This is a genomic window from Alteromonas marina (assembly GCF_000808575.1).
GTDB classification, from domain to species: domain Bacteria; phylum Pseudomonadota; class Gammaproteobacteria; order Enterobacterales; family Alteromonadaceae; genus Alteromonas; species Alteromonas marina_A.
This window is the reverse complement of record NZ_JWLW01000002.1, coordinates 18691-32254: the sequence shown is the minus strand read 5'-3', so window position 1 is coordinate 32254 and position 13564 is coordinate 18691. Positions and strand designations below refer to the sequence as shown.

Here is a 13564-nt window from a genome sequence, read left to right as displayed (position 1 = left end):
GTGAGTGGTTAGAGTAGTAAGTCGTTTCGTTTTGCGCGTTTAGTTAGCTAAATGCTCCAACTACATTTTCATTTCGTCGTTGTGGTCATGGTGGTTGTCTTGATCAATATCTAGCAGGTTCAAGTCATCTAGCCCCGATATGGATGCCTGCATCTTGCCTTCGGCATAATCCGCTTTTTTTAGTACCTTACACAATGCATCACCTTTTTCTTCTAGCGCAGCCGCTTGGCTTTCTAAGCGATATTCTAAATCTTCACCCCAGCGCTCCATCTTTTGCTCAAACTCAGACATATCACCGCCTTCCCACAACATTTGTGTTCCTACGGCAATAAGTATTCTACCCATAGACTCACTGATTAAAGACTCAATTTGTGCTTCGAATTCTTGCTCCCAGCTTTCGTCAAACCAACCTGGCTCATCGAATTTAGTTGAATCAACGCGAATATTCCCTGCGTCATCATAGAATGAAGTGTTTAGTTTGGTCTCAAGGGAGTCGAACAGTTCACGAAAATCGTCACCCATTTGATCGCCGCCTAACAGTTCAGTAAATACTTCAGTTACTGCCACGTTGGCAATTTGCAGCCCTTCACTGGCGATATTCAAGGTCATAGGGATGGCAATATCAATGTTGTTGTAATATTCACTTACCCAGCGCTGTTGTTCGCTGTCAAGCGATACTGATTCGCCGTTAATGGTCATATTGTGATGGGAGTCAATCGTCATCACTGAGCCATTGTCCATCTGTACCGTTAGATCACCTTGGTAATATTGAATATGACCATCAAGCTCCATGTCACAACTGTTGTTTTGATAGCTGCTGTCATGCGCAAATGCATGGCCGCTCATTAAAGCACTGGTAAGGGTAACTGAAAGTAATAGTTTCTTAGACATTGTTCATTCCTTAATTTACGTGTGACGCGTTAACGAAAGTGCTCGAAGCAAACTGCAATGCGTTGTAGTGTCACTGTCAGATAGACGTTAACGATACTCGCTGTTATACCTAAGGTAGAGCAATGGCCTTGCCAATATTTAAAGTTTATATCTTTCAAATAGTTAGTTATATTTGGTGATTTCTTTATGCTCTGTTAAATACACTATTTAGTGAGATTACCAACTAATTAGTAGTTTTGACTAAGATCAATTAATACCAATAGCGGTACATTAAAGCCAATCCAAGCATGGTTAAATCTTATTTATTGGTGCATAATACCGCTAATATTTTTAAGGGGTTATCACAATGGCTGATTGGATTAATGCAATTATGTTTGGTGTTGCGCTAATTGCCTTTACGCTAGGGCTAAGCAGCATCGTTATGGGCTTTATGACTGCTAAAGCAGGTGCTGAAGGTATGCAGGAAAAAATCGAGTACGGTTTTTTTGGCGTTACAGGTTTAGTACTTTGCTTACTGATGGCCTACGCATTGGCTTAAGCGATAAGCATTAAAAAAACCGGCTATATCAGCCGGTTTTTTTTCGCGTAAATTAAGCCTTAATGTTGAGTCTTTTTATTCGTCGTTACTTTTTTGATTAGACTCGCTCTTTTCCTGAGCATCTTTTTGCGTACTATGACTTTCGTTACTGTTTCCATAAGCGCTGTGTTCACGATGAGCAAGCAATGACAAATGTCCATCACGTTGATATGCGCGTAAGTCGAACAAATCCAGCATAGCCATAACGTGGTCGAAAATATCCGCCTGCACTTTTTCGTACCTCACCCATTCCTTTTGTGCACTGAAGCAGTAAATTTCTAAAGGTAAACCAAGCTCGTTAGGCGGTAGCTGCCTAACCATTAGGGTTAGTTCTTGGTTAATATCCGGGTGCTTGCGCAGGTAAGCCTCTAAGTAAGCTCTAAAAGTGCCGATGTTGGTAAGGCGGCGGCTGTTTAGCAGATCCGACTCATCAATGGAGTAATCTCGGTGATAAGCGCGGAGCTCATTTTTTTTCTTATCGATATATTCGTTGATATAGCGAATTTTCGAAAAGCGCTCTAGCATATCGTTGTCACAAAGCTTAATAGAGTGCACATCAATATAAATGGCGCGCTTAATTCTGCGTCCGCCAGACTCTTGCATACCGCGCCAGTTCTTAACTGCTTCTGTAGTGAGGCTGTAAGTCGGCAGCGTAGAAATGGTTTTATCCCAGTTCTGTACTTTGACGTTGGTAAGGCCTATCTCGAGTATTTCACCATCTACTTCATACTTAGGCATGGCAATCCAGTCGCCCGTATTAAACATGCGGTTAGCGGCTATTTGAATGCCGGCAACAAAGCCTAGAATGGTGTCTCTAAATATCAATAGTAAAACAGCGGCAATGGCGGTCAAGCCAGACACAATAAGTAGTGGGCTTCTGTCTACAATTAAGGAAATACTTAATAGTATGGTGACAATAGCAAATGCTAACTTAGTAACCTGAATGAAGCCTGTTATTGGTGCGCGCCGTGAAAGCGCAGATGCATTGTATACGTCTTCTACCGTGCTCAGCATGGCGTACAGGGCCAATAACCCGCTATACAGCATGTACAATTGAGCACTTTTAATCACCATTCCGTGCATCACAGCTTCGTTATCAATAAGTACCGGGGTGGCAATGTAAATAAAGAGAGCAGGGAAGAGGTGCATTAAGCGTCTAAAGAAGCCATGTTCTTGCAGCGCGTTATCCCACTTATTGTTCGACTTATACACCCAGTTAGCAATTTGAGGGCGCACTAACAGGCGCGCTACAATGTAAATAAGTGCGGCAACGAACAAAATAGACCCAAGTGCAATGACACTGTAAAGCGGATCTTCGGTGGTTAAATTTGGAAAAATGTCTTTTACCAAATGTATGAAGTGATCGCGTACTGAAGCACTAACTTCCATTATTTACGACTCCAACAGTTTCTTAATACGGTTGTCTTTATTTTCCCATAGACCATTTAACCAATTTTGAAAATAAAGACGAAACTCAGACTCAGTGCGTTCTGATTCTTGTTGCAGCTCGGGTACAGGAGTTACGTTCACGTCGATGACGATTTTAGTCATTTGACCGCTAAGCATTGCCATCATCGGGTGACGTCTATTTTCCGGGTAAAGCAGCGAGATATCTAACACATTAGTAAAGAGTTCACCCATAGCAGACAGTGTAAAAGAGACCCCACCGGCTTTTGGTGGAAGTAGATTTTCGTACGGGCTTTGCTTAGACAAGTGTTTTTGCGTAGTAAAGCGGGTTCCTTCAACGAAGTTTATTACGGTAGTCGGAACCGTTCGGAATTTCTCACAATAGGCTTTAGTCGTCTCTAAATCTTTACCTTTCTTGTCTGGGTGTTTTTCTAGATAGGCACGGGTGTATCTATGCATAAATGGCATATCGAGAGCCCATGCTCCAAGTCCTACAAATGGCAGCCATATAAGCTCTTTTTTAAGAAAGAATTTTGGTGCTGGAATGCGGTGTGTGGCGAACTCGATGAGCAGAATAATATCTAAATAACTCAGATGGTTGGCGATAATCAAATACCAACTGTTCTTTGAAAGCTCACCGTGAACCGAACACTCAATATCAACTTTATTGAACAACCTAATCAATATCACGCTAATACGGCCAAAGCTAAACATAAGCGCATGCATTACTTTGTTCCATGCAGTCCGTATTTTTCCATTTGGTAACAGCAGTTTTACCAAGCCTAAAACAATGATAAGGCCGCCCCATAGGGCGAGATTAAGAATTTGCAGCGTGGTGTGCAATATAAAAATAAAGGGCGCGAGTACTACACGTATCATAATGGTTTCTGAGTTGCGTTAAGTGAATCTAATAGTTGATCTTTGGCGTGCCATTGCTCATTGAGCCATGCTTGAAAACGGGCACGAACTTGTGGGTCGTCAAAATAACTGTTGTTAAATACCCCATTTTCCATAATGTCTTTGATAGGCATAACCTTAATGTTCACCCGAATGTCGCGTACTTTACCGCATACGAAGTCCCAGTAAGATGGTACGCCGTTCGGATAGTCTATGGTTACATCGATAAGCTTATGTAAATGCTCTCCCATGGCCGATAAAACAAAAGCAACGCCGCCTGCTTTTGGTTTTAGTAAGTGATTGAAAGGTGAAGCTTGTTTATCGTGCTTTGCCTGCGTGAAACGGGTACCTTCAACGAAATTCATTATGCTTACTGGTTTATTCCGGAATTTTTCACACGCTTTGCGTGTGGTTTCCATATCCTTCCCTTTTAAATGAGGGTTCTTAGCCAAAAATGATTTTGAATAACGGCGCATAAATGGGAAGTCCAGCGCCCACCAAGCAAGGCCTAGTATTGGTACATAGATCAGTTCTTTTTTAAGAAAAAACTTTAAGAAAGGTATCTTTCGATTAAAAACACGTTGAAGAACGAGGATATCGACCCAAGATTGATGATTAGCAACAACGAGGTACCAGTCATCTCGAGTAAGCTTTTCAAGTCCGTTAACTTGCCACTTGGTACGCCCACTTATGCGCTGATTAAGATTATTAACACCAATCCACGCAGTGGCACATGCATCAAGCAAATAGGAGATGAAGCGACGCCATGGGGCAAAAGGGATTAACTTAAAAATTGCTAGTATGAATATAGGCGTTGACCACAAAACTGTATTCAGGAAATAGCAGATAACCGAAATAGTGCCAACAATATGATGCAACAGGGCTTTTACCATTGTACTTACCTCAAAAATTAGGGGCTTAGTGTAAACGAACTTGATCTAAAATCCGATAGAGCCTTTACTGATTCCACAATAAAGGTGCAAATTTATGAATTTAAGGAGCTGAAATGGAGCTTATTGGCGAAAATAAAGCATTTGGGGGACAGCATTTGCGCTATACCCACAAAGCGGAATCCACTCAATGCGATATGACTTTCGCAATTTTTCTTCCCCCATTTGCCTCTAAAGAAAAGCCGGTGCCGGTATTATATTGGCTATCAGGGCTAACCTGTACCGACCAAAACTTTATGCAGAAAGCGGGGGCAATGAAGCTTGCAGCAGAATTGGGTATGGCCATTGTTGCACCGGATACTTCTCCTCGTGGTGATGGTGTAGCAGATGATGAAGAAGGGTCTTACGATTTCGGTTTAGGAGCTGGCTTTTATGTAGACGCAACTCAAGCTCCGTGGAACAAACACTACAACATGTATAGCTACATTGTTGATGAACTGCCAGCGCTTATCGAAAGCGAATTCCCCGTAACCAAAGAGCGTGCGATTAGCGGACATTCAATGGGCGGGCATGGCGCGCTCGTCATTGGTATGCGAAACCCCAATAAATTTGTATCGGTATCGGCATTTAGCCCTATATCAAATCCGTCAGATTGTCCTTGGGGTGAGAAAGCATTAGGGCGTTACTTGGGTGAAGACAAGACAACGTGGAAAGATTACGACGCATCTCTGCTATTAGCGAGCAAAACCCATAGCGTGCCTTTGTTGGTTGAGCAGGGAACAAAGGATGAGTTCTTGCACGAACAGCTAAAGCCTCAGTCTCTGGTTCATGCTGCGCAGCAATCAGATACGCAACTTACGCTCAATATGCATGAAGGTTATGACCACAGTTATTTCTTTATTGCATCATTTATTGAAGAACATTTAGAGTTTCATGCTGGGCATATGGGCTTGATTTAAGCGCCAAGTGTAGGTGGAAGAAAGCCGGAAATTGCTCCGGCTTTTTTGTTTGTAAAAAAAGAAGGCCCTGAGCTTACCTGAGCTTCTGTGCAAGCGAGATAAATTCAGAAATCTCCACAGGACGCTGATATAAATAACCTTGTCCGTATGTGCAGTGATGGTTTTGTAAAAATTGCTGCTGCTGTTGAGTTTCAATGCCTTCGGCGATAATTTTGATGTTCAAATTACTTGCCAACCCAAGAATAGCCTGCACAATTGCCTGGTCGTCGGTGTTGTTCTCAAGTTCACTCACAAAAGAGCGATCAATTTTAAGTTCATCAATTGGCAGTTTCTTTAGATAAACAAGTGAACTAAAACCTGTACCGAAATCGTCAATCGACACAGTTATACCCATAGCTCTTAGCTCATTAAGCAAGACAGACACTGTGTCTAGGCTCTCGACAAAAACGCTCTCTGTTAATTCTATAGACAGATTGGACCCAGGTAGCTGGTGATCCTCTAGCGCATTTTTTATTTGTGTAAGTAGGGCTAAATCTGATACTTGACGGCCCGATATATTAATTGCCAATCTAATATCCAAATTAGATGCCTTTAGCGCTTCAATGGCATCACAAGCTTCATTTATAAGCCACTCGCCAAAAGGGAAAATGAGCTCGCTTTTTTCCGCTAGAGGGATGAATATTTCCGGTGAAATAAACTTACCCTCAGGTGTTATCCATCTTGCCAGTGCTTCACATTTCACTACTTTCCCAGAAGATAGGTCGACAATGGGCTGTAAGAATAGTTTAAGTTCATTATTTTTAATGGCATTGCGAAGCTCTGTTTCAAGCTCGTGAATGGCATGATGCTGCTTGTGCAATTCGTCACTGTATACCAGCGCAACATTTCGACCTTGATATTTAGCCGCTTGAAGAGCAATATCTGCACACTGAAGTAACGTTTCCGCTGAAGAACAGTGTTCAGGAAAACTTGCTTCGCCAATATTTACGCCTAAATTTGGCTCGCTACCGTTAAGTACGGTGTATGTCTGAGTTACTTTGCTCTGCAGCTGGTGGACGTAGTCAGCGCCATTTACATCTGTAAAGGTATCTAGTCGTTTTACAAGCGCGAACTCGTTGCTGCCTATCCTTGCAATAAACCCGCTGTTACCAATAAAGGTCTGTAGGCGTAATGCAAAAGACTTTAATATTTCGTCCCCGGATTGATAGCTAAGTGTTTCGTTTATCTTTTTAAAGTCACAGATATCAATAATAAATAACTTAAACGGGGTGTCTTCTTGTACTAGTCGCCTTACCGTATCGGTAAATAAATTGCGGTTGGCCACTTTTGTTAGTGAATCCATGCCGCTTGCAGTCAATACGCTTTCTTCTCTATTGTGTATGTGCGTAATATCGGTAAACAAGTAAACCCAGTGAGTGAGTTCATCTCCATGCAGTACCGGATGGATTGTTACCTGAAGCCAAACTTTATAATCATCTACCGGTTGCCAGTATATCTCTCCCTGCCACGGCGCTTTTCGTTGAACTAATGCAGGCAGGAAAGTCGATGGAGCATCAATGTCTTCTATCAGTTCTCCTATGCGAATAGAGCTTGGGGTAGTGCTATTGCAAAGAAGCAGTCTGTGAGAAGCTTTGTTGTCGAGAATTAACGCGCCCTCGCTATCTAAAATAACAACGCCAGTTTCTATATTATGAATAGCTTGCTGGATGGGCGGTACTAACTTTTGCAGGCGGGTATTCTTGCGCAGTACACTATTCAATCTATGCCTAATATATTCGTGCTGCCCCACAATTTCATGGTGGCTTAGCAGTAATTCTCTAGCAGCTTGCAGCGTTTGTTGTTTTTCGTCGAACTGCTCTTCAACGTTCTTCACTACAAGATAGCGAGAGCCTGATGCGCTATTTATAGCCAAGGCTTCAAGACGCAAAACTTCATCTTCGGTTTGCTCGGTCCAAAAGCCTGAAGAAAGTGTAAACGAGGTGTCGCCTTTCCATACTTCATCAACGTCAATAAAGAAGTCGTCTAAAAAAATAGAGGGTATGTGCTTTCTTTGCAGTTTGTTGTTGTCGTCAAGTGAAACCACGTCTGCCAACCATGGAAGTTCCGGTGTTAAACACGTGATGTCATCTTCGGGGTTATATTTAAACAACGCACAGTTAGTTATGCCCAACGCATTCAACAAATGGATATCCATGCCATTCTCCTACCAAAACGCTATTGTACTGAACAACTTTTCTACGTTTTCACCGGTTTTCGCACTTGTTTTGGTAAGTGAAGCAAACCTCTGTGCGTAGTTATTTAACTCTTCTTCACTCCAATGCCAGCTTGTAGGAAGATCGGTTTTATTTACAACAAAAAATGCGGGAATGTCGGGATAATGCTCTCTGGCAAGGTCGAGAATTTCTATTCCCTCAAGCAAAGATTGAGAGCGAGTCTGGTCAACCACGATAATATAGGCACTAGCCCCACGAAGGTAGCGGGGATTAAAACCACAGTATCTATCGATGCCTTCTAAATCCCATAGCAGAAGCTGAACGCCTCGGCCTTCTTTATTGACTTGTTTTTTGTCAATTTTAACGCCAATAGTCGTTTTGTACTTTTCAGAGAAAATACCTTCAACGAATTGCTTTACTAGGCTTGTTTTGCCAACCCCAGTGGGCCCTAAAATACAAACTTTTTTCTGTATCACCGTATAGCTTCCTTACTATTGCTCACTGGATATTAAAACATTCAACATAACTGAACGCCCCATTGATGCTTTCTGCAATGGTAGCTCTCCTAAGCTTACGGGTATAAGAATATCACTTTCTATGCCTAGTGAAATTAATGAATTCACAACATTCTCTGCTCTTTTTTGGCTCAAAGCGCGGTTGCGGGCGCTTGACCCTGAATTGTCGCTGGCGCCCATCACGACAATACTAACCACAGTACTTGTCTTGTCTGCAAACGTTAGTAATTGTTTTATGTCGTTTGCAAGTGCTTCTAGTTTTGCTAACTGTACTTCAGAAAGCGCTTCTTGGTTAGTAGCAAAAAGTACATTTTGTGAAGAAACCTTGTTAACTAGTCGATTTAACGCAGCTTTTTGAAGGACTGCATCATCGACTTCATAAGCCGCTTGTACATCAAGTGTATTTGTATCAACGGTAATCGCTGAAATACCTGGTATCGCGCTTATTTGCTGAGTAAGGTTAACTGCGGTAGGAGTAAATACGGTGCCTGAGATAACAAAGCGGCGATTATCACCTTTTTCAACTGAAATGCTTTCTGATTCACTAAGTGGATAGTCGTCAATTAGCCTCTCAAGTTTGCGCTCGACTACACTCGGTTTTAAAGAAACAAATGGCTCCTCAATAATGGTGACTTTGTCCGCATCAATGGCACTTTCATTTAGCCATTCTTCTATGTTGATGGCTACGGGGTCGCGCAGCACTTTGGCGTGCACGTTGCCGTTAGAAATATAGGTGTCTGTTACTATGATACCTGGGGGAGGAGTAAGCTCGTGCAAATCACTTTTTAAAATACTAAGTGACAATCGCATAAACGACAATATTGCTAGTGCGGCAAAGATAACTACTATCACCGCAGCGCCTACTATGCGTTTTGATTTTTTACCTTCACCTTCTTTTCTTTCACTGATCAAGCAATCAGAAAGAATAGCCTCACAACCATCAAACGGAGCGTTGTCACCATCGTAATGAATTAACGGCTGCTGATAAAATTGGTGAAACTCCTCTAGAGCTTGTTGCAGTTTTCCGCGTACCTCTGGCGGGATGCTCCCAGTAACAGCTGCAACAAGCAGAGCTTGCGGTCCAATTTTAATTAATAGCGTGAAGTCTTCGGTTTTTATCTCGCCCAACTCGTTGTCAGACTCGGTAGCGGTAACACCAAAAGCGTCGGCAACAAAGTCATTAATGGCTACCAGCATTGATGAAATTAGGTCAGCATCTTTTTCTTTTTCTGGATCAGATGAAATACTATGCAGTAGGGTGCCGGTTTCACGATGTATGACAAGAAGTTGTTGAACTTGATATTGGTAAATTTGCGACGCAACGTATTCTGAGTATCCGACCCCAGATTGCCATGCCTTGAAACGCCACGATACACTTTTAGGGCTGAAGCTATTTTCAATTAGCGCGTTTGTGCGCTCGACAAATTCTACAAGAAATGAAGACACCGCCTTTCTTACCAGCGTGCCGACTAACGGATAAAGTGTGCCGACAATCTTTTCGCTATTGGCTTCTATAGAACGGTGCAGCGACTTTTCTACAAGGGGAACGAGTACCTTGTTAACCGAACCATCTTTTGTTTCTCGATCAAACAGCGCTTCGGAGACAACATTAGTCACGATGCCTTTGGCATCGCGCTGCAGCTGCTCTTGAACGAACTTGTCATCCCGACCAATAAGCAGCTCTCTGACTTTTTCAAGAGAGCTGTCCGGCATTTCAGACGGCGGCACCTTGTCACTCATTAATTAATGATCGGTCGCGAGGTTGGTTGCCATGGTTGAAAGTAAGTTTGCCAGTGTTTTCCTGTCGGTTTTACTCTCTGAAAGTTCGCTAGTAACCTGCTGTAGCTTTTCTAACAACTCTTGATGACGTTTGCTAAACAAGTTGTCCAGTGACTCCAGTTCTTTAACTACATGCGCCTCTAGCGCGTCGTTGTCATTCTTGGCAGCAGTTTCGGCTATTTCTAATTCACTTTGTAGCTTATCTGTAGTGTGCTGTAACTGCTCTTGCACATTACTATGGTTGTCATTGGCACTGGCTAACTGGTTTGAAAGTTCGGTGATCTGCTGATCGATAAGCTTACGTATATCATTGAACTGGTCATCAAGATGTGCGTTTAGTTTTGTAAAACTGTCGTTCACCCGTGATTCTAGGGCAGAAAGATCTGCTCGAAAAGCACGGTTTGTTTGACCGAATAGTATTTCTCTAAGTTGTGCAAGCTCATCAGCGGGTTGAGGAGCGCTTTCTGTTTTAGAAACGTCTTGCGCGTGCTGATCCTTCGGCTTCTTGTCCGCCATAAAGTGTCTCCGGAAGGTGCAGTGTTTAGGATTGTACATACCTACATACTGCTATCACATTTTTGTCTGTGCTAATAATTTTTATTGTTGCTTTATACAATAGCGACTAATCGCTAACTTGGAAATACGCAAAAAGCATAATAATGGCGAATATCTGTAAAAACGCCTTAAGCAAAAACATTTTCTTTTCAGTAAGTTAACTTATTCATGATTATCAAATAAAGGTATGGCAAATCAGGCTGCTTTTATGAGGGGCGATTAAGCCTCTTAAATAATAGAAAGCAACATTGTTTTTTTATTGAACATAGGTACTATACGCCGCTCTCGTGTAAGCGAGGTCTAAAGGTACCAATTGTTTTTGAGGTTATTGTCGTGTCTATCATCCCATTAAATCGTAAATTCTCTGTCGCTCCAATGCTGGATTGGACAGACCGCCATTGTCGCTACTTTTTACGATTAATGTCTAAGCATACGCTGCTTTATACCGAAATGGTAACAACGGGCGCGATCATTTACGGTAAAGGCGATTACCTTGGTTATAACCAAGAAGAACACCCTGTGGCGGTTCAATTGGGAGGCAGTGATCCGTCTGACATGGCCAAGTGTGCTGAATTATCACAAGAGCGCGGCTACGATGAAGTCAACATAAACGTAGGCTGCCCAAGTGATAGAGTTAAAAATGGCAGTTTTGGTGCGTGTTTAATGGCGCAACCTGAAGTGGTAGCCAGCTGCGTTAAGGCTATGCAGGCAACGGTAGATATTCCCGTTACGGTAAAGTGCCGTATTGGCATTGATGATATGGACGAAGATGAAGACTTCGCTCGTTTCATCGATACCGTGGCAGATGCCGGATGCGATACCTTTATTGTTCACGCAAGGAAAGCGTGGCTACAAGGTTTAAGCCCAAAAGAAAATCGTGAAATTCCGCCTTTGAATTACCCTCGGGTTCACAGGCTTAAACAGGCGCGCCCTGAGTTATCTATTAGTATTAACGGCGGTATTAAAACACTTGCTGAAACTCAGCAACAGTTAGAGAACGTTGACGGTGTAATGGTAGGACGCGAGGTTTACGCAAACCCGTATATCATGTCTACCGTTGATAAAGACATATTTGGCGATACTAATGCTCAGAGTTTGTCGCGACGTGAGATAGTGCTTCAAATGCAGCAATACATTGAACGCCAAGACGACCCGTATTTTAAACCCTGGCATGCTGCACGGCATATATTGGGCCTTTATCAAGGGCAAGCGGGTGGACGTATTTGGCGTAGATATTTAAGTCAAAATGGTACGGGTAAGAATCCAGATCCTAATTTACTTCTTAATGCATTAGATGCCGTAGAGAGCGCGCAAAAAGAAGTTGCTGAGTACAATAGTCAAAAAGACTAATAACTTAGTATTTTTGACCAAAGTTTAATGTTTGTTCAATTTCATTAAAGGCTCGCGTTTACGCGAGCTTTTCTTAAAGTTTATATATATCAGCTGCTTAAGTTGTTTTTAAGGAGTTGGCACAGCTCTCGCAATCCTCTAAGTATCGCAACAACGGTGTGTTGTTGCACTGACTAAATTTAGAGGGATATCATGAAAACTTCACTAATCGCAGCAACTTTACTGACAGCAAGCATGGCAAGCAGCGTAGCAAATGCAGAAGAGTCAGTGCTTCAATCGTTTTTGACCAATGTAGTTACTAATGCAGTCGCCAGCACATCTCAAGAGATTAAGGCTGACGTATATCAAGCAGTAGCAAACGCAACTTATCACTTTGAACTTAGCCCACAAGAAGAACGAGGAAGCGGTAAGGTCAGTGTGACTGATTTAGTGGCTGCCGCTACTTCAGACGGTAGTTCAACAGAAGAAGATGCAGACTAGATAAATATTGTTAATTAGCAGAAGCGCCGAAAGGCGCTTTTTTTTGCTTAAATCACGATGTAAGCATGTTTGAAATGTTAAAGATTGAATGCTGACGATTAGAAGTGGTCAATTTAACAATTCAGTTAGTTAAATACACTAATTTATCGTATCTGCTATTAAAGTGTACAAATTGTCAGGCTGTTATTTTTAAATAAGTCTATACTTATCAATACTTTAAATAAATGGCATGGTCATTGTAATACTAAAAGTGTTGAGGAGAACTCAGTCAGCGGTAACCAGCAGTGTGTGAACTTAAGAATAAATGCTGGGAACTACAACACCACTTTTAACGGAGAAAGAATCATGGGTATGTTTTCACGCATTAACGATATTGTTCAAGCAAACATCAACGCGATGTTAGATAAAGCTGAAGATCCTGAAAAAATCATTCGTTTGATTATTCAAGAAATGGAAGAAACCCTGGTTGAAGTTCGCACTGACGCGGCGCGCTTTATTGCACAGCAAAAAACCTTAGCGCGTCATATCGCAGCAGCAAATAAAGAAGTAGAAGGGTGGCAGCACAAAGCACAAATTGCAATGAACAACGAAAAAGAGTCATTGGCAAAAGCGGCGCTTATAGAGAAGCAAAAATATGTGTCTAAACTTGCGTCTCTTGAAGAGCAGGAAGCGCACCTTGCGGAAAGTATCGAAAAGATTCAAGGCGATACTGCTCGCTTGAACAGTAAGTTGGCTGAAGCCAAAGCTAAGCAAAAAACCTTAGTTCAGCGCAAACATTCAGCGCAAACACGCTTGAAAGTGAAGCAAGCTGATCACGAGGGCAAAATCGATGACGCAATGATGCGTTTCGAAAGCTACGAGCAGCGCATTGACCATCTGGAAGCGCAAGTGGATGCGTACGACCTAGCAAAGTCGAATGAAGCAACATCTTTGCAGGCCGAGTTCGATGCGATGGAAGCAAACGAAGCGATCGAAAAAGAACTGGCAGAACTTAAGAAGAAAAAGGTCGCTTAAGCGACCTTGGGTGCCGCCAACTTATATTGTAGATATC

13 protein-coding genes are annotated in these 13564 nt (G+C 42.3%); 5 read left to right on the top strand and 8 right to left on the bottom strand.

The window, feature by feature from the left end; translation table 11 throughout:
• Window positions 1–60: 60 nt before the first annotated feature.
• Window positions 61–891, bottom strand: coding sequence for a DUF2884 family protein (locus tag RJ41_RS01050; protein WP_039216345.1), 831 nt, complete (start codon window positions 889–891; stop codon window positions 61–63).
• 346 nt (window positions 892–1237) lie between these two features.
• Here RJ41_RS01050 and RJ41_RS01045 point away from each other — a divergent pair, with 346 nt between their 5' ends.
• Entirely contained in the window at window positions 1238–1429 is a 192-nt protein-coding gene (locus RJ41_RS01045; RefSeq protein WP_014950735.1) for a hypothetical protein, read from the top strand.
• A 75-nt stretch (window positions 1430–1504) separates the two neighbouring features.
• On the opposite strand, the gene RJ41_RS01040 is transcribed toward RJ41_RS01045, so the two are convergent.
• From RJ41_RS01040 to RJ41_RS01030, 3 genes are read right to left on the bottom strand one after another with little or no spacing between them, the layout of a single operon-like run.
• Window positions 1505–2857, bottom strand: a complete 1353-nt coding sequence (locus RJ41_RS01040) for a mechanosensitive ion channel family protein (protein ID WP_039216344.1) — start codon at window positions 2855–2857, stop codon at window positions 1505–1507.
• 3 nt (window positions 2858–2860) lie between these two features.
• Entirely contained in the window at window positions 2861–3754 is an 894-nt protein-coding gene (locus RJ41_RS01035; protein ID WP_039216343.1) for an acyltransferase, read from the bottom strand.
• Entirely contained in the window at window positions 3751–4665 is a 915-nt protein-coding gene (locus RJ41_RS01030; RefSeq protein ID WP_039216342.1) for an acyltransferase, read from the bottom strand. The genes RJ41_RS01035 and RJ41_RS01030 overlap by 4 nt, the downstream gene beginning before the upstream one ends.
• A 113-nt stretch (window positions 4666–4778) precedes the next feature.
• Between RJ41_RS01030 and fghA the strand changes: the two genes are divergently transcribed.
• A complete protein-coding gene (fghA, locus tag RJ41_RS01025; RefSeq protein ID WP_039216341.1) occupies window positions 4779–5621 on the top strand; it encodes an S-formylglutathione hydrolase in 843 nt (280 codons plus the stop codon).
• A 73-nt stretch (window positions 5622–5694) separates the two neighbouring features.
• Here the strand turns inward: fghA and RJ41_RS01020 are convergent, their stop codons facing one another.
• Genes RJ41_RS01020 through RJ41_RS01005 form a run of 4 tightly spaced genes read right to left on the bottom strand, consistent with a single transcriptional unit; the run spans window position 5695 to window position 10644 of the window.
• Complete coding sequence (locus tag RJ41_RS01020; protein ID WP_039216340.1) at window positions 5695–7815, bottom strand: putative bifunctional diguanylate cyclase/phosphodiesterase; 2121 nt, start codon at window positions 7813–7815, stop codon at window positions 5695–5697.
• A 9-nt stretch (window positions 7816–7824) separates the two neighbouring features.
• Window positions 7825–8310 (bottom strand): Rab family GTPase, encoded by a 486-nt coding sequence (locus RJ41_RS01015; protein WP_039216339.1) that lies wholly within the window; start codon window positions 8308–8310, stop codon window positions 7825–7827.
• A 15-nt stretch (window positions 8311–8325) separates the two neighbouring features.
• Window positions 8326–10089, bottom strand: a complete 1764-nt coding sequence (locus tag RJ41_RS01010; RefSeq protein WP_039216338.1) for an OmpA family protein — start codon at window positions 10087–10089, stop codon at window positions 8326–8328.
• Between the two features lie 3 nt (window positions 10090–10092).
• The gene (locus tag RJ41_RS01005; protein ID WP_039216337.1) at window positions 10093–10644 is read right to left on the bottom strand and encodes a hypothetical protein; all 552 of its coding nucleotides are present in this window, start codon (window positions 10642–10644) and stop codon (window positions 10093–10095) included.
• Between the two features lie 372 nt (window positions 10645–11016).
• On the opposite strand from RJ41_RS01005, the gene dusA reads away from it, so the two are divergent.
• The 3 genes from dusA to pspA all read left to right on the top strand — a co-directional run bounded on the left by dusA (window position 11017) and on the right by pspA (window position 13527).
• Window positions 11017–12033: a tRNA dihydrouridine(20/20a) synthase DusA gene (gene dusA / locus RJ41_RS01000; protein ID WP_084081745.1), complete on the top strand. Its 1017-nt coding sequence runs from the start codon at window positions 11017–11019 to the stop codon at window positions 12031–12033.
• A 192-nt stretch (window positions 12034–12225) separates the two neighbouring features.
• The gene (locus RJ41_RS00995) at window positions 12226–12513 is read left to right on the top strand and encodes a hypothetical protein (protein ID WP_039216335.1); all 288 of its coding nucleotides are present in this window, start codon (window positions 12226–12228) and stop codon (window positions 12511–12513) included.
• 345 nt (window positions 12514–12858) lie between these two features.
• The gene (gene pspA, locus RJ41_RS00990; protein ID WP_039216334.1) at window positions 12859–13527 is read left to right on the top strand and encodes a phage shock protein PspA; all 669 of its coding nucleotides are present in this window, start codon (window positions 12859–12861) and stop codon (window positions 13525–13527) included.
• The last annotated feature ends 37 nt before the right edge of the window (window positions 13528–13564 follow it).